An 18,699-nucleotide genomic window follows, 5' to 3' on the forward strand; every position below is an offset into this window, starting at 1 on the left:
ACCCGGATCAGCGCGCCAGCAGTTCGCGCGCGTCCTGCCCGGCCTCGCAGTGCACGAACAGTACCGGCACGCCATGTGCTTCCAGCACCGCGGCCATCTGTCGCTGGCGCATCAGGAACTGCTCGTAGATGCCCTTCAGGCGATCGCAGTCGTTCTTGCTGTGGCTGTAGTGCGCGCACCAACCGGCCGGGTCGAACAGCGCCATGCGTGCTTCGCCATGCGTATAGCGCAGCAGCGGCTCGGGCGCGGCATTGAGCCACTCGTCCTCGCCCGGCGCCATGATCGCGGTCTCGATCAGCGGCCACAGTGCGGCCAGGCCCTGGTTGTCGTACTGCATCGACATCATCGCGGCCAGGTCGTTCACGGTGAAATAGCGCGCGTGCTCGATGCGGGCACCGAAGGTGTTCTGCGCCATCAGCGCGGTGTCGGCGTGCGCCATGCCGTTGGCCAGCAAGGTTTCTTCCAGCGCATCGGCGACCGCGCTGGTGGTGGCCACGTCGCTGCCGGTCAGCAGGAACGGCACCACGCGCAGGCCACCGCCCACCAGCGTGGCATCGGCCTGGAACGGCAGTGGCACGTCACCTTCGGCATCGGTACCGAAGGCCAGCAGGCGCGGGCCCTGGTTGCGGCCCGGGGCACGCATCTGCAGTTCTTCCAGGCGGCGATGGATCGGCCAGCCCGGACGCAGCACTTCGGCCGGGTCGAAATGCGCGGCGGCGAACACCAGGTCCAGCTCGGCCACCTGTGGCACCAGCTTGGCCAGGTCACGGCCGACGCGTTCGGCCAGTTCACCGGCCTGTTCAGCGCTGAGCACCGCCTGGCGGGGGATTTCGCCGCCGGCCAGTTCCAGGGCCAGCACGCCAAGGGCATTCATCGCGGGGTCGGGTTTGCTCATGGTTCCACGGTTGGCCCATCACAGGGCGGCAGCTACACTTGGCTCCATTATGCCTGCTCCGTCGTGCAGGCCATGTTGCAGACACCCTCATCCATGCCAGGTATCTCCATGCCCAACGCTCGTCCCGTCGCCATCCTCGGTGGCGTCCGCATTCCGTTCTGCCGCCAGAACACCGCGTATTCGGATGTCGGCAACCTCGGCATGTCGGTCCGTACGCTGGGTGCGCTGGTCGAACGGTTCGGCCTGCATGGCCAGCAGCTGGGTGAAGTGGCGATGGGCGCGGTGATCAAGCATTCCAGCGACTGGAACCTGGGCCGCGAAGCCACGCTGTCGTCCGGCCTGTCGCCGCTGACCCCGGGCATCACCCTGCAGCGTGCCTGCGGTACCTCGCTGGACAGCATCATCACCGTGGCCAACAAGATCGCGCTGGGCCAGATCGAATCGGGCATCGGCGGTGGTTCGGACACCACCTCCGACGTGCCGATCGTCTACGGCAAGAAACTGCGTGCACGCCTGCTGGCGGCCAACCGCGCCAAGAGCACCGGCGACAAGATCCGTGCGCTCACCGCCGGTTTCAAGTTCTCCGAGCTCAAGCCCGAGTTCCCGGGCGTGGCCGAGCCGCGCACCGGCAAGAGCATGGGCGACCACTGCGAGGACATGGCGAAGGAGTGGAACATCTCGCGCGACTCGCAGGATGAGTGGGCGGTGTCGTCGCACAAGAAGCTGGCCGCCGCCTACGAGCGCGGCTTCTTCAACGACCTGATCGCACCGTTCCGTGGCGTCGAGCGCGACAACATCCTGCGCCCGGACACCTCGCTGGAAAAGCTGGCCACGCTGAAGCCGGCGTTCGACAAGGTTTCCGGGCGTGGCACGCTCACCGCCGCCAACTCCACCCCGCTGACCGACGGTGCCGCTGCAGTGCTGCTGGCCAGTGAAGAGTGGGCACGCGCGCATGGCCATGAACCCCAGGCTTACCTGCGTGACGCGCACGTCGCCGCGGTGGACTTCGTGCACGGCGAAGGCCTGCTGATGGCACCGACCATCGCGGTGCCGGAGATGCTCAAGCGCAACGGCCTGACCCTGCAGGACTTCGACATCTACGAGATCCACGAAGCCTTTGCCGCACAGGTGTTGTGCACCCTGCGTGCGTGGGAGAGCGAGGACTACTGCCGCAACCGCCTGGGCCTGGACGCGCCGCTGGGCCGCATCGACCCGGACAAGATCAACCTGCTGGGCTCGTCGCTGGCCACCGGCCACCCGTTCGCCGCTACCGGCGCACGCGTGATCGCCACGGCAGCCAAGCAGCTGGCCGAACGCGGCGGTGGCCGCGCACTGGTGTCGATCTGCACCGCTGGCGGCATGGGCGTGGTGGCGATCGTCGAACGCTGATCGCATCCATCGGTGGGTGCCGACCGTTGGTCGGCACGATCCGGCCGGCACTCCTGGAACTGAAAACGCCGCCCATCGGGCGGCGTTTTTTTGTTCGGATTGTTGCTCTGGTGGGTGCCAAATTCACCGGTGGATGCCGGCCAGCGGCCGGCACTACCCATCAGGGCAACCGCGGGTTGCCGAATTCGTCGCGCTCTTCGTTGGCGTCATACACCGGCGGCTGTGCAACGATGGGCTGCTCCTCCACCGTGGCGCGCAGCGGCGTCTCGGTGCCACGCACCAGTTCCACGCTGTCCTCGCCGCGCTGCAGGCGCAGCGCATTGGCCAGGCACTGCGCGGCCAGCGCGTGTTCGCCACGTTGCGCGAACACTTCACCCAGCGCTTCCCACGCCGGTGCACCGGCGCCCGCGGCAATGGCCTCGTGCAGGAACGCATCGGCGGCATCCCATTGCTGCTGGCCCAGGGCCACGCGGCCCTGTGCCAGGCGCAGGGCGGCCGAGTCATCGTGCACGTTGCGCCAGCGCGCCAGATTGGCCTGGCGGGTGGCCAGGCGCTCGGCGGGCAGGCGGCCATACAGCGTCACCAGATCGTCATTCCAACGCTGGTCCAGTGCCTGTTCCAGCGCCAGCAGCGCCGGCTCATCCCAGTCCAGCGCCACCGCACGGCTGGCATAGGCGCCCACCACGTCCGGGGTGGGGCGCAGCGCCTTCGGGGTGGCCTCCCACTGTGCGGCCAGCGCGTTGACGTCGGCCGCTTCCAGCAGCGCCTGTGCGGCCAGGCGTGCCTCCAGTTCGCTGTTCGCGTCGGCCGGCAGCACCTTGCTCTGGCGCAGCGCACCCAGCTGGCCATACGCTTCGTGGGCGCGGCCGGCCTGTGCCAGCGCTTCGGTACGCAGCCACAGGCCGCGCGGCGGCAGCGGCTGGATCGCCGCTACGTCCAGCGCATTGATCGCATCGACCGGCAGATCGCGCGCCAGCAGCTGTTCGGCGCGCAGCAGCGCCTGCAGGGTGGCGTCGCTTTCACCCAGGCGCTGCAGCAGCGCCTCTCCGGCGGGGCCATCGGCCCGTGCCTGCGCGCTGCGCACGGCGGTGGCCAGTGCCACCGCGCTCACTTCCGGGTCCCTGGCGGCGCCGTCCAGCAGCTTCTCCGCACGCTGCCACTGGCCATGCTCGTAGGCCTGCAGGCCGTCGATCAGGCGCACCCGGCCCTGCTTGCGGCGGTAGCGGCCCCAGGCACGGAACGGTGCAGCGATCAGGCTCCACAGCAGCCACAGCACCAGCACCGTGATCACCGCCAGCAGCGCTACCTTCGGCAGGTTGCTGTGATAGTCGTAGCCGCCGTAGCGCAGGGTCACTTCGCCGAAGCGGTTCAGGTCATCGGCGCCGAGCCATTGCGCGGCGACCACGCCGATGGCCACGGCCAGCAACAGCACGACCAGGGATTGCAGGGGTTTCATGCGGGCTTACCTCCGGTCGGTCTGGGTGCGCAGTTGTTGCAGGGTGCTGCCAAGGACAGCGTCGTTGGCCTGCAGCGGCAGTTCGCGCAAGGCCTTCAGTTCAGCACGTTGCGCGCGCAGGGCCGGTGAATCCGGCCAGCGCCGCTGTGCCCACTGCTCCACGCGGTCCAGAGCGGTGTTGCGGCCCGCGCGGTCGCCGCGCTCGATCGCGGCGCGCGCCAACGTCAATTCCAGCTGCAGTGCATCATCGGCGTTGCGCTTTTCGGCGGCCGTCAGCGGGCCGTTCTGGCGGCTCGGGGTGATGTCCACGAACGGTGCCAGCGTGGCCTGCCACCAGGGCTTGGCGGTGCTGCTGCCGGTCGTGCCGGTGATCTGCGAGGGCAGGCCCTGCAGCGCCCGGGCCACAGCATCCAGGCGCTGCAGCGACTGCACGCGCGGGCCGCTGCCCAGCGCATCCAGTGCCTCGCGCTCCTGCACCAGCGCCTGGCGCAGGTTCAGGCCGTCGGCGTCGGGCAGATCGGCCAGCGCGGTGGCGGCCTGTGCATACAGGCGGCGTGCGCCGTCCACGTCGTCGGCGTAGTTCAGGCGCTGCGCAGCCTGGGTCAGCAGCAGCTCGGCCTCATCGCGCTGCACCGCCTGGCGGCCCTGGTTGGCACTGTCGGCCAGCTTGGCCACGTTCTCTTCCAGCAGCGCGCTGCGCTGTGAGAGTCCCAGCATCTCGTCGCGCAGCACGCGGTTGGTGGTCGCCGCATCCTGCAGGCGCTGGCTGGTCGCGCGCTGGTCACGGCGCAGCGCATCCAGCGTGGCCTCCAGGCCCTTCAGCTGTACGGCCGTGGTCTGTGCCTGCGCTTCCTGTTCGCGCTGTTGCTGCTGCCAGACGTACCAGCCGGCATAGCCGCCCGCGCCGAGCACGACCACGGCGGCCAGCGGCAGCAGCCAGCGCACGGGTCGATGGGGCGGGGATGGCGGAGTATCGTTCATCGGGCTTCCTTGTCGGCAACGTCGCCGGTCGGGGGCCGGCAGGCCGCGTTGTGCACAGCATCACCGTTGCCGACGACAGCGGCAAGCGTGACCCACGTCCCTGTTCAGGTCGCTGCCGGGACGGTGAGCGTGGCGTGTGCGGCCGCCACCAGCTGCGCAGCGGTGGGGCCGGCGCTGCGTGTGATGCGCTGCAGGCCGAGCGCTTGCGCCTGTTCGCCGAGGCGGTCACTGGCAACCACCACGCGGGCAGACGCCCGCAGGCGCTGCTGCCCGGCCGGCGGAAGCTGTTGCCAGAAATGCTGCAGGGCTTCGCCACTGCTCACGGCCAGCACCCACGGCTGTGCTGAATGCGCCAATCGCGCCAGCGTTCGCGGGGGCAGTCGCAGCAGGCGACGCTGGTAGACATCGGCACGTTCGATCGTGGCGCCCGCCGCCTGCAGCTGCGCGGCAATCAGGCCACGCCCGCCGGGGGCGGTCACCAGGCCGATGCGCAGGCCCTGTACGTCGGCCAGCACCGGCAGCGCCAGCAGCCCCTCGCTGTCCATCCGCTGCGGCGCGTGCACCTCGGTGATGCCGTGTGCCTGCAATGCGCGCGCAGTGCCTTCGCCCACGGTCAGCCACGGGCTGCACTGCGCTTCGGCCAAAGGCAGCAGCGATGCCGCTGCGGCGACAGCGGCCGGGCTGGTGAACACCACCCGGTCGCAGTTCAGCGCGCGTTGCAGCTGGCGCACCACAGCCGTGCCATGCAGGCGCTGCAGGCGCCAGGGCGCCAGGGCCAGGACATTCCCGCCCAGCCCGGCAACGGCGCGGCGCAGCGCCACGTTCTGGCCCCGCGGGCGCAGCGAGATCAGGGTCCAGCGCGGGCCGGAACGGGTGGCGCCAGTGGGTATCGTATGGTCGACCATTGCCTGCATTATGCGGGCCCTTCGTTGTCGTGGTCGCTGCTCCGATGTCCGTTGATGCCCTGACTTCCTCGTTGGCCGCCCTGCAGGACGTGCTGGACTGCATGCCGGCGGTCCGCGCCATGCAGATCCAGCTCGACGGCTATGCCGATGGCGTGCTGCGCATCACCGCGCCGCTGGCGGCCAACGTCAATGACAAGGGCAACGCCTTCGGCGGCAGCCTGGCCTCGGTGCTGACCCTGTCCGGCTGGGCCTTGGTCAGCCTGCGCCTGCGCCTGGCCGGCCACGATGCCGAGGTCTACGTGGCCGACAGCAACCTGCGCTACCTGGCCCCGGTCTACGAAGACCTGCACGCCCACGCCGAAGCGGCCGAGGCCACCGGCTGGGACGCCTTCCTGAACACCTTCCGGCAGCGCCGCAAGGCCCGCATCAGCATCATCGCCACCCAGCCCGGTGCCGATGGCAAGCCCGCCGCCGAGTTCAGCGGTCGCTTTGTTGCCTTCGCCAAAGGGTAGGATGGCAGGCTGACGTCCTGGGGAAATCACCGATGCGCCGCTTCATCCAGTTCCTGATGTGTTCCCTGCTGCTGGTCAGCGCCGTGGCTTCGGCCGACGACCTCAGCCGCAAGCAGCGCAAGTTGCTGGAAGAGACCCAGATCGCCTACGGCGCGACCATCCGCTGGGGCAGCATGGACGATGCCATCGGCTACCTCGACCCCAAGCTGCGCAAGGAAAAGCCGCCGACCGAGTTCGAGCTCAACCGTTACGCGCAGCTGCGCGTGTCGTCCTATCGCGAGCGCAGCAGCGCCTCGCTGGACGGTGGCCTGGTCGAGCGCCGGGTCGAAATCGGGGTGATCAACCAGAACACCCAGGCCGAGCGCACCGTGGTCGTGGTCGAGCGCTGGCGCTGGGACCCGGAGGCCAAGCGCTGGTGGCAGACCGCCGGCCTGCCGGACCTGTGGAAGGGGCAGTGACGGGCCGCGTCCGGCTTGTGCGACAATCGGCGCCCGCTTAATCGACCCGTGACCTGAGTGAATTACGAAGAGTTGCTGGCCTTTGCAGGCCGAAACCCGATGCTGTCCGCGGCCCTGGTCGGCCTGACCGTGGCCATCATCGTCACCGAGATCCGCCGCCTGTTCCGGGGCTTCAAGGGCATCAAGCCCGCCGAACTGACCCAGCTGATGAACGCGGGCGGCACGGTGGTGGTCGACCTGTCGGCCAGCGGTGACTTCGAGAAGGGCCATATTGCCGGCAGCCGCAACGCCCAGGCCAGTGCCTTCGGCCCGGAGCACAAGCTGGTGGCCAACGCCAAGCAGTCGCCGGTGGTGCTGGTGTGCCGCAGCGGCAACGCTTCGGAAACCGCCGCCAAGGCGCTGAAGAAGGCCGGTTTCGAGAAGGTCTACGTGCTCGACGGCGGCATCCCCGCCTGGCAGCAGGCCGAGCTGCCGCTGGTCAAGGGCCGCAACTGATTGTCGCAGGTGGCGGATCCGGCCTTGTCTGGGCCGGGTCCCGCCCCCATCGCAGTAGTTCGACCATCGTTTTCATTGCATTCACCTGGAGTTACTGGAAATGTCCGAAGAGATCACCAACGGCGCCGCTGCGCCGGTCGATGCCGCTACCGGCCCCGCTTTCACCGTCGAGAAGATCTACGTCAAGGACGTCTCCTTCGAGTCGCCGAACGCACCGACCATCTTCAATGACCAGGTGCAGCCGGAGCTGCAGCTGAACCTGAACCAGCAGGTGCAGCGCCTGGGTGAGAACGCCTTCGAAGTCGTGCTGGCCGTGACCCTGACCTGCCAGGCCGGTGAGCGCACCGCCTACGTGGCCGAAGTGAAGCAGGCCGGCGTGTTCGGCCTGGTCGGCTTGGACCCGCAGTCGATCGACGTGCTGCTCGGCACCCAGTGCCCGAACATCCTGTTCCCCTACGTGCGCCAGCTGATCAGCGACCTGATCCAGGCCGGCGGCTTCCCGCCGTTCTTCCTGCAGCCGATCAACTTCGAAGGCCTGTACGCAGAAACCCTGCGCCAGCGCCAGGAGCAGGGCGACGCACCGTCGCTGGCTGACTCCGAGCCGGCCGGCAACGCCTGATTCCTGCCGCGACGTCACGGATGAGCACTCCCGCTGACAAGATCGCCGTGCTCGGCGCCGGTTCCTGGGGAACCGCCCTGGCCAGCCTGCTCGCACGGCACGGTCACCCGACCGTGCTGTGGGGGCGCGACGCGGCCGTGGTCGAGGCCATCGACCAGCGCCACGAGAACCCGCGCTACCTGCCGGGCATCCCGCTGCCGGACAGCCTGCGTGCCACCACCGATCTGGCGTCGGCGGTGCAGGGCGCGGCCTGGATCCTGGTGGTGACGCCGTCGCACGCGTTCGGCGAGACCGTGCGTGCGCTGGCGCCGCTGCGACCGGCCGGTGCCGGCGTGGCCTGGGCCACCAAGGGCTTCGAACCCGGTTCGGGCCGTTTCCTGCATGAAGTGGCGCGCGAAGTGCTGGGTGAGGATGTGCCGCTGGCCGTCGTCACCGGGCCGTCGTTCGCCAAGGAAGTCACCCAGGGCTTGCCGACCGCGATCACCGTGCACGGCGACGTGCCCGAGTTCGCGCAGACGGTGGCCGAGGCGATGCATGGCCCGGCGTTCCGCGCCTACACCGGCGACGACATGGTCGGTGCCGAGCTGGGCGGCGCGATGAAGAACGTGCTGGCGGTGGCCACCGGCGTGGCCGATGGCATGCAGTTGGGCCTTAACGCCCGTGCCGGCCTGATCACCCGCGGCCTCAACGAAATGCTGCGCCTGGCCGCTGCGATCGGCGCCAAGCCGGAAACGCTGATGGGCCTGGCCGGCCTGGGCGATCTGGTGCTGACCTGCACCGGCGACCTGTCGCGCAACCGCCGCCTGGGCCTGGCCCTGGGCCGCGGCCAGACGCTGCAGGATGCCGTGCGCGAGATCGGCCAAGTGGTCGAGTCGGTGCAGACCGCCGACGAAGTGATGCGACAGGCGCGCCGCCATGGCATCGACCTGCCGATCTCCGACGGTGTGCGCGCCGTGCTGCATGGCGAGCAGACCCCGGAAGAAGGCTTGCGCGCACTGCTGGCGCGGGAACAGAAACCGGAGTATCCGGACACGCTGTTCAAGTGAATCGAAAAACCCCGGCCAGGTGCCGGGGTTTTTTATGTGCGCGACCCATCCACGCATGGCGTGGATCTACTGCCGAACCCGCTTCTGGTGGCTGCCAACCTTGGTTGGCGCCCGACGGCGGCAATCACCGCGCCCGCGGCGGCGCGTTGCTGTTGTCCATGTCCGAAAAGATCAGCCACGGCCCATTCCCCGCGCGCTTCAACGTGAGCGTGAACTTGCCGGTATCGCCCACGTTGTTGCCGTAGCTGTACGCACCAACGATGTAGCCCGGAAGAAGCTGCGCGCCTTCTGCATCGTGGGCAATTGCCGGCGATGCCATCAGCAGGGCACCGCAGAAGATCATGGCGAGTCGTGTGCGGCGCATGCGTCCAGGCCCTGGCGATGATGGGAAGGCTTCAGACGCATCCTAGCGCCGCGCCGCTGGTTAGAATCACGCGGCCGCAGATTCGGTGGACGCGGCGCAGATCAGACAAGGACACGCGATGAAGACGCGAATCACAGGGATGGCGATGATGGCCGCGCTGCTGGCAGCCTGCGGACAGGCACCGGAGAAGACTGGCGAGGCCGCGCCTGCTGCGGCGCCAGCACCAACCACCGAAGCTCCGGCCGCCACGGCCACGGTGGTCGAGAAGGAACCGTCAATCGAAGACAGCGTGGACCCCGCGGTGTGGGACAGCGAGGGCGAACCGGAAGACCCGGGCGCCGGCGGCGAACTCACCTGCGCGGACAATCCGCTGGCGACCCACTTCTTCACCCTGGTCGGCGGCAGTACCGTGGACGACTGCGGCCGCAAGGACCCGAAGGTGCTGGCGGCCTTCAACGCGCTGATGAAGGACACCGCGGCAGCCGAATCCAGCGACAAGGAGATTCCCACGCTGCGCGAGCGCCTGTTGAGCGGACCCAGCGGCCCTGGCGAGCTGGTAGTGCTGCAGGGCGAGCCGTGGTGGTTCTACACCGCCTGCCAGGCCCACGACTGCCCCGGCACCGCGTTGGCGATGCTGTACTCACCCACGCAGGCGAAGATGGTCGGCCGTCTTACTGCGCGCTGCCGTGTGTGGTGGCTGGGCGAGCCGACGGCGGAACAGCGTGTGCAGATCGAGCAGCGCCAGCCACTGCAGGATGCCGCGCTGAAGGAAGACAGCGCGCTTTGCGAGTGATGTGGCGCCGGCGTCACCCGTCCGGCTGCATGCGCGCGCTGGCCTGTGCGTTCATCGTCAGGCACGCCATGATCAGCCCTTCCATCACCCGGTCGCCCACGTACTCGGCCTCCGCGCCGTTCTGACGCACGCGCTCGGCCGCCAGCAGCAGCTCCAGCGTCACGCGTTGGCCGGCCAGTGCACAGTCCGCATCGGCCAGCGCCATGCAACGGCCCGGCATCTGGTGACGCTCCGGCCAGGGTTGGCCATCGGCGGCCGCGCCTTTGCCGATGCGGTGAAGCGTGGCGATGAAGGCGTTCGGGTTGGTCGCAGCCGCGTGCTCTGAGGGCTCACCGCCAGTGGCGGACGAGCGATGCGGATGCAGGCGGGGGAAGTCCGGTGAGGTCATGGCAGTGCTCCGTGCAGGACAGACGGTAGCCGCCACGCAAAGGTGGCGGGCGGAGACGTGGCTCGAAAACCGGGAGATCACGAACAAGACCGGCAGGCGCAAGGCCTCCACGCTCCGCCCGCCATAGCCGGCAGACGGAATGCCAGCCGGCGCCACGCGGGGTGACGCCGGCTGGCAAGCGCAAACAACGTTCGTGATCTGACGGGTTTTCGAGGCCCGGCCACCCATCTTCCGGTGGCCCGCCATCTGTACCGCTGTCGCTGCGCAACGCCAATCAGACGAGTTGCAAACAGCGTTTGATCGAAGACGCTTTCAGCATTCTTGCACGCTGTTAAGCCGTCGCGGACGCAGGTGCCGCAACGTCCGTAGCAGCATGGGAAATATGCGACATGGTTCGAACTTGATGACAGGGATGTGGGTACCCCACCAAGCCGATGACGACAGTGCGGAGCGAAGAAGGTAAATCGAACTCGCCCCACTCTGGTTGTCAGCGCTCTTCGGGTCCTTCGTACCAAGCCTGAGTACGGTTCACGATCCGCACCACGGACAGCATGACCGGTACCTCGATCAGCACACCCACCACGGTGGCCAGCGCCGCTCCCGAGTGCACGCCGAACAGTCCCACCGCTGTGGCCACAGCCAGTTCGAAGAAGTTGCTCGCACCAATCAGCGCTGACGGGCCGGCCACGCAATGCGCCACGCCCAGACGGCGGTTCAGAAGGTAGGCCAGGCCCGAAGTGAAATAGACCTGGATCAGGATCGGCACCGCAATCAGCGCGATCACCAGCGGTTGCTTCACGATCTGCTGGCCCTGGAACCCGAACAGCAGCACCAGCGTCAGCAGCAGCGCGGACAGGGACAGCGGGCCCAGCCGTCGAAGCGCGCGCTGCAGGCCCGCCTCGCCGCTGCGCGAAAGCATCCAGCGCCGCAGCAACGCGGCCACCAGCACGGGCACCACGATGTAGAGGCCAACCGACAACAGCAGCGTGTCCCAGGGCACAGTGATCGCCGACAGGCCGAGCAGCAGCGCAACCACCGGTGCGTAGGCGACCACCATGATCGCGTCGTTCAACGCCACCTGGCTCAGGGTGAAATTCGCATCACCGCGGCACAGGTTGCTCCACACGAACACCATGGCGGTGCAGGGCGCGGCCGCCAGCAGGATCAGCCCGGCGATGTAGCTGTCGATCTGTGCTGCAGGCAACCAGTCCGCGAAGGCATGGCGCAGGAACAGCCAGCCCAGCAGCGCCATCGAGAACGGCTTCACGGCCCAGTTGATGAACAGTGTCACGCCGATGCCCTTCCAGTGCTGCTGCAACTGGCGCATCGCAGTGAAGTCGACCTTCAGCAGCATCGGGATGATCATCAGCCAGATCAGCACCGCAACCGGCAGGTTGACTTTGGCCACTTCGGCGGAGGCCAGCACCGCGAAGGCATCGGGCAGGACGTGGCCCAGCAGCGTGCCCATCGCAATGCACAGCACAACCCACAGCGTCAGGTGTCGCTCGAACAGACTCATGGCAGTGGCACCGTCACTGCGCGCCGTCGGTCGGCAGCAGCTGGCCGATCCGGTCCAGCGCGTGCTGCAGCGCTTCGCGTTCAGACCACACCGATTCGGGCAGTGCGAGCAGCGCACGCAGGCGCGTTTTCACGATGGCATGGGCCAGTGCGAAGGCTGCGGCCTTGTCGGCATCGCTGCCTGCCACGGCGGCCGGATCAGGCAGGCCCCAGTGGCTGCGGATGAAGTCACCGAACACCACAGGGCAGGCTTCGGCAGCGGCCGCGTCACACACGGTGATCACCAGGTCCATCGGGGCTGCGTCCACGAACTCATCCCACGACTTGCTGCGCAGCCCTTCAATGGGCATTCCTTCGGCCTGCAACTGGGCGAGCGCGAAGGGATTGATCTGGCCAGTGGGCTGGCTGCCCGCACTGAATGCGCTGAAGTGATCGCCGCCCCAGGCGCGCAGGGTGGCTTCAGCCAGCACGCTGCGCGCGCTGTTGCCGGTGCAGAGGAACAAGACATTGCGGGTCATGTGGCTTCCGTGGTCAGTGAGTGGCTTGGACATGCACAGCGCGCTGGCCGGGCAGAGACTAGTGAACTCGGCAGAGCTGCGGATCGCCTCCGCTATCTGCGCGCGATCGCATCCGGCATAGCCGTGCCGCGCAAACCACGGGCCTGCCGACGTCGTCAGCAGCACCAGTTCCCAGACCTGCATGCGGCGGGCCATGTCCTCGGCCGCTGACAGCAACGCGCGCCCAAGGCCGGTATTGCGTCGGTCGTCGGACACCACCAGCGAGCGAAGCAGGGCCGACGCGCCGAAGATCTGCAATCCAACGGCACCCACGGGAACGCCGTCGAGGTCTGCGACGAGAAACGCCACCTCGCTGCTTTCCAGATCGGCCACGGGCAACTGCGCCTGCTGCAGAAGGTCCCGGATGTAGGACAGGTCGTCGCGTGTGCCGGTACGAATCATCGGATCGGGTTTCATCTCAGCACCTGCATGCCGGTTCGTTCACCGTGCACCGCTCATCCGGGGAGCCCGCGCAGCAGTTGTGCGTCAGGTACTGGACCAAGCCGTTCATCGCATCGAAGTTGGCGCGGTAGCAGACGTGGCGGCCTTGGCTTTCGCTCTCCACCAGCCCGGCCTGCACCAGCTCCTTCAGGTGGAAGCTGAGCGTGGCTGGGGGTACCTGCAGGGCCGTGGCGATGTCGCCCGCCATGCGCCCTGCCGGGCCCGCCTCCACCAGCAGTCGGAAGGCAGCCAGGCGGGTGGCATGGCCGAGGGCGGTCAGGGCGGTGATTGCATTAGATGTTTCCATATTTCTAGAATAGTCGAATGAATGAGCCAATCACAAGCCTGGACCTGCCCAACCTGCTGGAATCGTCATTGCCCCAGCCCAATCATCACCAGCTCGCCGCGGCAGATCTGGGGCCGCCACGCATTCTCCTGCTCTACGGCTCGCTGCGGCCCCAGTCGTTCAGCCGCAAGCTTGCGCTGGAAGCCGAGCGGCTGCTGCGCCACTTGGGGTGCGAAACCCGGGTGTTCGATCCGCATGCGCTGCCGATGCTGGACAGCGTGGACAGGAATCACCCCGAAGTGCAGCGACTGCGCGAATGGTCACAGTGGTCGGAAGGGCAGGTCTGGGTCAGCCCCGAGCGGCATGGCACGGTCACCGGCGTGTTCAAGAACCAGATCGACTGGTTGCCGCTGGAAGATGGCAGCGTGCGGCCCACGCAGGGCAGGACGCTGGCGGTGATGCAGGTGAGTGGCGGCTCGCAGTCGTTCAACACCGTCAACACGTTGCGCGTGCTCGGCCGCTGGATGCGCATGCTGACCATCCCCAACCAGTCGTCGGTGGCCAAGGCCTGGCAGGAATTCGATGACGACGGCCGGATGAAACCCTCGCCGTACTACGATCGGGTGGTGGACGTGATGGAAGAACTGGTGAAGTTCACGCTGCTGACGCGGGGCCGGTCGGACTACCTGGTGGACCGCTACAGCGAGCGCAAGGGCGACGCGCACGCCGCGGCATTGGCGCAGGCTGCAGGGGCTACCGCTTCCTGAGTTCCAGCACGCGCGCTACCTGCTCGCGCGCTGCGCGCCCTTGCTGTTCTCGTCCTTTGCATCGCCACGGCTCTGCGCGAACGCGGGGAAGGTCTTTGCGATCGAATCCTTGTCCGGCAGGATGTAGAACACGCCGCCCTTCTGGAACGTGGATTGCACGATCTGTTCGTAGAAGCCGGGCGAAACGTTGATGCAGCCGTGGGTGACGCGGTTGTCGTCCGGCGTCGGCGTCGCCAGTCGTTCGGCGCGCTTTTCCTTCGGGCTGCCCGGTGGCAGCGGATGCATCGACACGGCGGAATCGTAGTCAACCCACAGCACGCGCCCGGCATCGTCGGAGGGGCCATAGGCGCCAATGAAGCGGCCCGCAGGCGTGGTGCGGTCGTGGCCGGGAATCGCGCTCAGGGCAAGCTTGGCGACGCCGGGTGCGGAATGATCGCCGATGGCCGAACCGAACAGTGCCGGCGCGGCGCCGCGCAGCTTGCCGTCGCCGCCGAAGACCAGGACCTGCGCGGCGGCCTTGTCCATGATCGCGAACGGATAACCCTGATTGTCCTTGCTGGCGACCACCCAGCCGGCCAGCTCGATCACTGTTTCGGAGACGCTCTGGTCGGGCGGAAGTTCATCAACGGCGGCTGCCGGTGGTGCGGGTGCGTCCTTGTCCCTGGCGTTGGCTACGCCGCTGCATGCAACGGCCAGTGCCACGGCCAGAGTGGCGTGCAGGGCGCGGTGTGCAGGGGAGGAGGAGGTACGAATGGGACGGCTCCTGGCAATGCAGATCTGAGGTGGAAGGACGCCAGTGGCCGGCGAGGGCCACTGGTTCCCGATACACAGGTGGATCAATTCAAACAGTGAGGGAGCGATCAGCCGCGCGGCTTGCGTCCGACGGGTGCCCTTTCAAGCTGCTGCACGCGGCCTTCGATCTGGTCCAGGCGCTGGTTGGCCTGCTGTGCCGACTGGTTGGCGGACTCGGCACTCTGTGCAGCGCCCTGCACCTTTACATCGAGCTGATCGAGGCGCGAGTTGATGGTTGCGAACTCGTCCTTGTAGGTGGCACAAGCGCCAAGGCTCACGGTGGCGATGAGCGCGACAGCAAGTGCGCGGGCCGTCTTCATGTGTTGCGGGTTCAGGTTCATTGCACTCCCTCCTTCGTCTGGGGAAGCTGGAATATAGCGGCGTTTGTTCCCCACGCTGACAAGCGCTTTCAGCTGAAATTGGAAGACGTGGAAGGATTGTGAAATGTATTCATCAGCAAAGCTTAACGAGTGAGATCAGGCGAGCTGATGTGCACAGAGGCGATGGCCTTGCGGTTGCTCGAATCGCCCAATTCATCAGCCTGAAGACGGCCTCATTCCTTCCCGTTTTCCACTGGCCCACACGCCGGGCGCCATTCACTTGCGGCAAGCAGTGCCGGCGCGCTTTCCGGACGCACCGCTAGCAGCGCGGCGACGGCACCAGCTTTATCATCGGCGCGGGCAACGTAGTCAGCGGCAATGCGGTAGCCGATCCAGTAGCCAAGATCGCCGCGGCGCGTTTCGTCGCCGGCTCCGTTGTAGAGCCATTGCGTCAGATCAGTACCGGCGCTTTCCCGGGCGAACTGGCGTTCCAGGGCGCATTCGCGGCCCTGCGTCCAACGACGCAGATGCGCGTTGGCCGGTTGCCCCGAGATCAGTTCGCCCACGTACTCGGCGCCGCCTTCAAGCAACGTCTGATAGAGCAGGGTGGGCTGCGCGACATCGACGCTCGCACCGGGCTGCTGCACGTGCACGTACTCATGGGCGATCAGGTGCACGAAACGATCGCCGATGTCGGGCTGCATCCAGTCGGCGTTGCACAGCGCCTCCAGTCCGATCACCACGCCGTCGGGCGTGGTGACACCGCCGCTGTTTCCCCGACCCACCAGCACGGTGACCGGCGGAAAACGTGCGGAGGGAAGCAGCGTGCCCAACCGATCGAGTGCCTTGGCAACCCGCTCGCGGATCTCCGGCAGCGCCGTCGCACAGGTACGGGCTTTGGCAAACAGCGCAGGTTTGTGCTGGATCGCATCTGCAAGACGATCCATCGAGCCGATACGGCTGTCAGTGAAGCTGCGTAGTGCATCCGTACCCGCATGCAGATAGCCGCGCTGCAGATCGTCGGCACTTGGCTTCCCTCCGCTTGCATCCAGCACGCTGAAGAAGCGCGCGACATCGTCGGTCTGAATCACGATGCGCCCGGAAGGGCGGGTACGTTCGGCTGCGTTGGCTACCTGCAGCATCATCGGCAGGGCGAAGAGCAGCAAAGCCCGCACTGTGCGCCGGGCATGAAGCGGAAACAGCAGTGACGCGATGGATGCGTGCGGCATGAGGAGTTCCCTGAACGCCAGCCTTATTTATACACCAGTCAGTTCAATATTCAGGGTCGATTAGACCCCCTAACGGATAATTCACACCTGTCGACCGCCTCCTCTCTCTCCCCCTCCCGGGAGGCGGCCGACGAAACCAAAATAATTAAAGGTGTGTCCCGATGAACAAGAATTCGCTGCTCGCCCTGGGTCTTCTGGCTGCCCTGCCGTTCGCTGCATCGGCAACCGATGGCCTGTCGTACAACTACGTTGAAGGCGGCTACGTGAACACCGATGCCAAGGGCGGCGACGCCGATGGCTGGAAGGTGAAGGGTTCCGTGGCGGTGCACCCGAACTTCCACATCTTCGGCGACTACAGCGCGCAGGAGACCGACAAGTTCAAGAACGACGTCGACCAGTGGCGCATCGGTGCCGGCTACAACTACGGCATCGCACCGAACACCGACCTGGTGGCCCGTGTCGCGTACCAGAAGTTCGACATGAAGCACGGCCTGGACTTCAACGGCTACTCGACCGAAGTCGGCGTGCGTACCGCGTTCAACCCGTACGTGGAAGGCTACGTGATGGCCGGCTACGAGGACTACACCAAGAAGCACGGCATCAACCCGGACGGCGAGTTCTACGGCCGCGTCGGCGCCACCGCCAAGTTCAACCAGAACTGGGGCCTGAGTGGCGAAGTGAAGCTGGCCAAGGCCGGCGACCGCGAGTGGTTCGTGGGCCCGCGCTTCACCTGGTAACAAACGCCTGTCGTTAGAGCGTGTTGTGCTGGCGTGTGACTCTCTCTCTCTCCCACACGCCAACCGAAGCCCGGCCTCGCGCCGGGCTTCTTCTTTTCTGTGCATCCGGTAGAGTGCAGGGCCGCAGGGCGGTCCTGCAGAGCCTGGCGCGGCGGATTCCAGCGCAATCACGATCAAGGGACATGATGAAGATGAAGGCGATCACCGCTGTGGCAGCACTGCTGCTGCTGGGAACGGCGCAGGCGCGTTCGAGCGCCGAATGGAATCTGAAAGGCGCCAACCGTTCGGAAGGCCGGGTTGTGCTGACCCTGGTGAGCAAGACGCCCGAACTGACACCAGCCAACCGGCAGGCGGCCGAACAGACCGCAACGCGCCAGTGTGCAACCTGGGGCCTTCCCGCTGCCGAACTGAACGGTGAGATCGAGCGTGCGTGCGATGGGCGCAGCCGTTTCGGCAAGTGCAAGCGGTGGCAGTTCACCATGCCCTTGCAGTGCAGTGCCGCGGTTTCACAGTGACGTCGTATCGTTTGCCGCAGGGCATGGGGGTGCCCCGACGAGGTGTTCGACTGGCTGCGCGAACGCGGTCTGCCAAGCGGTCGCTGCCAGCGTATCGCCCGGAGTGGGCCGCAGCAGTTCCATGTAGCGCAGGAATGCACGGTGCTGCGCGCAGGACGGAACGAGAACTGCTCCGTCGCCGGTCAGGCGGTTCCGCTATGATCCCGGCACGTCGCCATTGACGATGCACCCGCCTCAAGCCAGCAGGAACTGCCGTGAATTCCCAGCCCGCACCGATCACCGCCCTCAACCACACGCTCGACAACGAGCCGCAGCAGATCACCGCGCCACTCACCCATTCGGCGGCGTTCCTGGTGCTGAAGGTGAAGGACGACGTGGCGTCGATCGCCAAGGCGCGCGAGGTGCTGGCCAGTACCGACGATCTGATCAAGAACACCGCCATCCGCGAGATCGAGCGCACCTTCACCTGCAACGTGGCCATTGGCCATCGCGTGTGGCAGCCGCTGGTAGGGTCCACGCCGCCACGCGAGCTGAAGCCGTTCCGCGAGATCAAGGGCGCGACCCACACCGCTGTGTCCACGCCTGGTGACCTGCTGTACCACATCCGCGCACGTACGATGGACCTGATCGTGGCGTTCGAGCGCAACCTGCTGATGGCCTTCGGTGATGCGGTCGAAGCGGTCGATGACGTGGCCGGCTTCCGCTACTTCGATGGCCGCGACCTGCTCGACTTCGTCGACGGCACCGCCAACCCGGAAGGACTGTCGCTGCCGGAAGCCACCATTGTTGGCGATGAAGACCCGGAGCATGCCGGCGGCAGCTACGTGGTGGTGCAGAAGTACCTGCACAACCTCGATGCCTGGCGCGCGCAGAAGACCGAGGCGCAGGAGGCGATCATCGGCCGCACCAAGCACGACAACATCGAGCTGGACGATGCGCCGGCCGATGCGCAGAAGTCGCACAAGACGCTGTGCACCATCGAAGACGCCGATGGCGAGCACGAAATCCTGCGTGACAACATGCCGTTCGCCAACCCGGGCCGTGGCGAGTACGGCACCTACTTCATCGGCTACACGCGCCGCCTGTGGGTGATCGAGAAGATGCTCGAGCGCATGTTCATCGGCAATCCCGCGCCGCTGCACGACCGCATCCTCGACTTCTCCACCGCCACCACCGGCGTGACCTTCTTCGCGCCGTCGCGCAAGGTGCTGGCTGACCTGGGCGAGTGATCGCGCC

General features: G+C 66.9%; 23 protein-coding genes and 1 pseudogene. 11 read left to right on the forward strand and 13 right to left on the reverse strand.

Features of this window, described 5'->3' with window-relative positions; all coding sequences use genetic code 11:
• Nucleotides 1-7: 7 nt before the first annotated feature.
• Nucleotides 8-895 carry a hypothetical protein gene (locus PEM_RS19155; RefSeq protein ID WP_065178704.1) on the reverse strand — a complete coding sequence of 296 codons (888 nt, stop codon included), beginning with the start codon at nucleotides 893-895 and terminating at the stop codon, nucleotides 8-10.
• 93 nt (nucleotides 896-988) lie between these two features.
• Here PEM_RS19155 and PEM_RS19160 point away from each other — a divergent pair, with 93 nt between their 5' ends.
• Nucleotides 989-2,284, forward strand: coding sequence for an acetyl-CoA C-acetyltransferase (locus PEM_RS19160; protein WP_005420942.1), 1,296 nt, complete (start codon nucleotides 989-991; stop codon nucleotides 2,282-2,284).
• Between the two features lie 160 nt (nucleotides 2,285-2,444).
• Here PEM_RS19160 and PEM_RS19165 read toward each other — a convergent pair whose 3' ends face one another.
• From PEM_RS19165 to PEM_RS19175, 3 genes are all read right to left on the reverse strand, one after another.
• Nucleotides 2,445-3,740, reverse strand: a complete 1,296-nt coding sequence (locus PEM_RS19165; protein WP_111127184.1) for a heme biosynthesis HemY N-terminal domain-containing protein — start codon at nucleotides 3,738-3,740, stop codon at nucleotides 2,445-2,447.
• 6 nt (nucleotides 3,741-3,746) lie between these two features.
• Nucleotides 3,747-4,721 carry a uroporphyrinogen-III C-methyltransferase gene (locus PEM_RS19170; RefSeq protein WP_111127182.1) on the reverse strand — a complete coding sequence of 325 codons (975 nt, stop codon included), beginning with the start codon at nucleotides 4,719-4,721 and terminating at the stop codon, nucleotides 3,747-3,749.
• 104 nt (nucleotides 4,722-4,825) lie between these two features.
• Complete coding sequence (locus PEM_RS19175; protein WP_111127180.1) at nucleotides 4,826-5,635, reverse strand: uroporphyrinogen-III synthase; 810 nt, start codon at nucleotides 5,633-5,635, stop codon at nucleotides 4,826-4,828.
• 35 nt (nucleotides 5,636-5,670) lie between these two features.
• Here PEM_RS19175 and PEM_RS19180 point away from each other — a divergent pair, with 35 nt between their 5' ends.
• The 5 genes from PEM_RS19180 to PEM_RS19200 all read left to right on the forward strand — a co-directional run bounded on the left by PEM_RS19180 (nucleotide 5,671) and on the right by PEM_RS19200 (nucleotide 8,756).
• On the forward strand, nucleotides 5,671-6,138 hold the full coding sequence (locus PEM_RS19180) for a YiiD C-terminal domain-containing protein (protein WP_005407593.1): 468 nt from the start codon (nucleotides 5,671-5,673) through the stop codon (nucleotides 6,136-6,138).
• A gap of 32 nt (nucleotides 6,139-6,170) precedes the next feature.
• Nucleotides 6,171-6,596, forward strand: coding sequence for a hypothetical protein (locus tag PEM_RS19185; protein ID WP_111127178.1), 426 nt, complete (start codon nucleotides 6,171-6,173; stop codon nucleotides 6,594-6,596).
• A 57-nt stretch (nucleotides 6,597-6,653) separates the two neighbouring features.
• A complete protein-coding gene (locus PEM_RS19190) occupies nucleotides 6,654-7,091 on the forward strand; it encodes a rhodanese-like domain-containing protein (RefSeq protein ID WP_005420930.1) in 438 nt (145 codons plus the stop codon).
• 100 nt (nucleotides 7,092-7,191) lie between these two features.
• Nucleotides 7,192-7,710, forward strand: a complete 519-nt coding sequence (secB, locus tag PEM_RS19195; RefSeq protein ID WP_005407596.1) for a protein-export chaperone SecB — start codon at nucleotides 7,192-7,194, stop codon at nucleotides 7,708-7,710.
• Between the two features lie 20 nt (nucleotides 7,711-7,730).
• Nucleotides 7,731-8,756 (forward strand): NAD(P)H-dependent glycerol-3-phosphate dehydrogenase, encoded by a 1,026-nt coding sequence (locus PEM_RS19200; RefSeq protein WP_065195990.1) that lies wholly within the window; start codon nucleotides 7,731-7,733, stop codon nucleotides 8,754-8,756.
• 124 nt (nucleotides 8,757-8,880) lie between these two features.
• On the opposite strand, the gene PEM_RS19205 is transcribed toward PEM_RS19200, so the two are convergent.
• Complete coding sequence (locus PEM_RS19205; RefSeq protein ID WP_240431564.1) at nucleotides 8,881-9,120, reverse strand: hypothetical protein; 240 nt, start codon at nucleotides 9,118-9,120, stop codon at nucleotides 8,881-8,883.
• Nucleotides 9,121-9,238: 118 nt separating this feature from the next.
• Here PEM_RS19205 and PEM_RS19210 point away from each other — a divergent pair, with 118 nt between their 5' ends.
• Complete coding sequence (locus PEM_RS19210) at nucleotides 9,239-9,913, forward strand: Ivy family c-type lysozyme inhibitor (protein ID WP_111174777.1); 675 nt, start codon at nucleotides 9,239-9,241, stop codon at nucleotides 9,911-9,913.
• A gap of 13 nt (nucleotides 9,914-9,926) precedes the next feature.
• On the opposite strand, the gene PEM_RS19215 is transcribed toward PEM_RS19210, so the two are convergent.
• The 5 genes and pseudogenes from PEM_RS19215 to PEM_RS19230 form a co-directional block, all read right to left on the reverse strand.
• Nucleotides 9,927-10,301 (reverse strand): hypothetical protein, encoded by a 375-nt coding sequence (locus tag PEM_RS19215; RefSeq protein ID WP_111127172.1) that lies wholly within the window; start codon nucleotides 10,299-10,301, stop codon nucleotides 9,927-9,929.
• 487 nt (nucleotides 10,302-10,788) lie between these two features.
• Nucleotides 10,789-11,820 carry an ACR3 family arsenite efflux transporter gene (gene arsB, locus PEM_RS19220; RefSeq protein WP_111127170.1) on the reverse strand — a complete coding sequence of 344 codons (1,032 nt, stop codon included), beginning with the start codon at nucleotides 11,818-11,820 and terminating at the stop codon, nucleotides 10,789-10,791.
• A 13-nt stretch (nucleotides 11,821-11,833) separates the two neighbouring features.
• Nucleotides 11,834-12,337 (reverse strand): arsenate reductase ArsC, encoded by a 504-nt coding sequence (locus tag PEM_RS20530; RefSeq protein WP_065178735.1) that lies wholly within the window; start codon nucleotides 12,335-12,337, stop codon nucleotides 11,834-11,836.
• A 36-nt stretch (nucleotides 12,338-12,373) separates the two neighbouring features.
• Nucleotides 12,374-12,793: pseudogene (arsN2, locus tag PEM_RS20535) on the reverse strand (arsenic resistance N-acetyltransferase ArsN2); the annotation flags it as partial.
• Nucleotide 12,794: 1 nt separating this feature from the next.
• On the reverse strand, nucleotides 12,795-13,124 hold the full coding sequence (locus PEM_RS19230) for a metalloregulator ArsR/SmtB family transcription factor (RefSeq protein WP_065178712.1): 330 nt from the start codon (nucleotides 13,122-13,124) through the stop codon (nucleotides 12,795-12,797).
• 17 nt (nucleotides 13,125-13,141) lie between these two features.
• Between PEM_RS19230 and arsH the strand changes: the two genes are divergently transcribed.
• A complete protein-coding gene (gene arsH / locus PEM_RS19235; RefSeq protein ID WP_111127166.1) occupies nucleotides 13,142-13,870 on the forward strand; it encodes an arsenical resistance protein ArsH in 729 nt (242 codons plus the stop codon).
• 15 nt (nucleotides 13,871-13,885) lie between these two features.
• Here the strand turns inward: arsH and PEM_RS19240 are convergent, their stop codons facing one another.
• The 3 genes from PEM_RS19240 to PEM_RS19250 form a co-directional block, all read right to left on the reverse strand.
• The gene (locus PEM_RS19240) at nucleotides 13,886-14,572 is read right to left on the reverse strand and encodes a L,D-transpeptidase (protein WP_053497771.1); all 687 of its coding nucleotides are present in this window, start codon (nucleotides 14,570-14,572) and stop codon (nucleotides 13,886-13,888) included.
• A 158-nt stretch (nucleotides 14,573-14,730) separates the two neighbouring features.
• Nucleotides 14,731-15,003 carry a hypothetical protein gene (locus tag PEM_RS19245; RefSeq protein ID WP_005420910.1) on the reverse strand — a complete coding sequence of 91 codons (273 nt, stop codon included), beginning with the start codon at nucleotides 15,001-15,003 and terminating at the stop codon, nucleotides 14,731-14,733.
• Between the two features lie 212 nt (nucleotides 15,004-15,215).
• Nucleotides 15,216-16,211, reverse strand: coding sequence for a DUF2268 domain-containing putative Zn-dependent protease (locus PEM_RS19250; protein ID WP_240431565.1), 996 nt, complete (start codon nucleotides 16,209-16,211; stop codon nucleotides 15,216-15,218).
• 161 nt (nucleotides 16,212-16,372) lie between these two features.
• On the opposite strand from PEM_RS19250, the gene PEM_RS19255 reads away from it, so the two are divergent.
• The 3 genes from PEM_RS19255 (at nucleotide 16,373) to PEM_RS19265 (ending at nucleotide 18,692) form a co-directional block, all read left to right on the forward strand.
• Complete coding sequence (locus PEM_RS19255; protein ID WP_005411880.1) at nucleotides 16,373-16,948, forward strand: Ax21 family protein; 576 nt, start codon at nucleotides 16,373-16,375, stop codon at nucleotides 16,946-16,948.
• Between the two features lie 191 nt (nucleotides 16,949-17,139).
• Nucleotides 17,140-17,463 (forward strand): YecR family lipoprotein, encoded by a 324-nt coding sequence (gene yecR / locus PEM_RS19260; RefSeq protein WP_162911607.1) that lies wholly within the window; start codon nucleotides 17,140-17,142, stop codon nucleotides 17,461-17,463.
• A 254-nt stretch (nucleotides 17,464-17,717) separates the two neighbouring features.
• Complete coding sequence (locus PEM_RS19265) at nucleotides 17,718-18,692, forward strand: Dyp-type peroxidase (RefSeq protein WP_095378422.1); 975 nt, start codon at nucleotides 17,718-17,720, stop codon at nucleotides 18,690-18,692.
• Nucleotides 18,693-18,699: the final 7 nt, after the last annotated feature.

Source organism: Stenotrophomonas sp. Pemsol (assembly GCF_003586545.1).
Classification (GTDB): domain Bacteria; phylum Pseudomonadota; class Gammaproteobacteria; order Xanthomonadales; family Xanthomonadaceae; genus Stenotrophomonas; species Stenotrophomonas sepilia.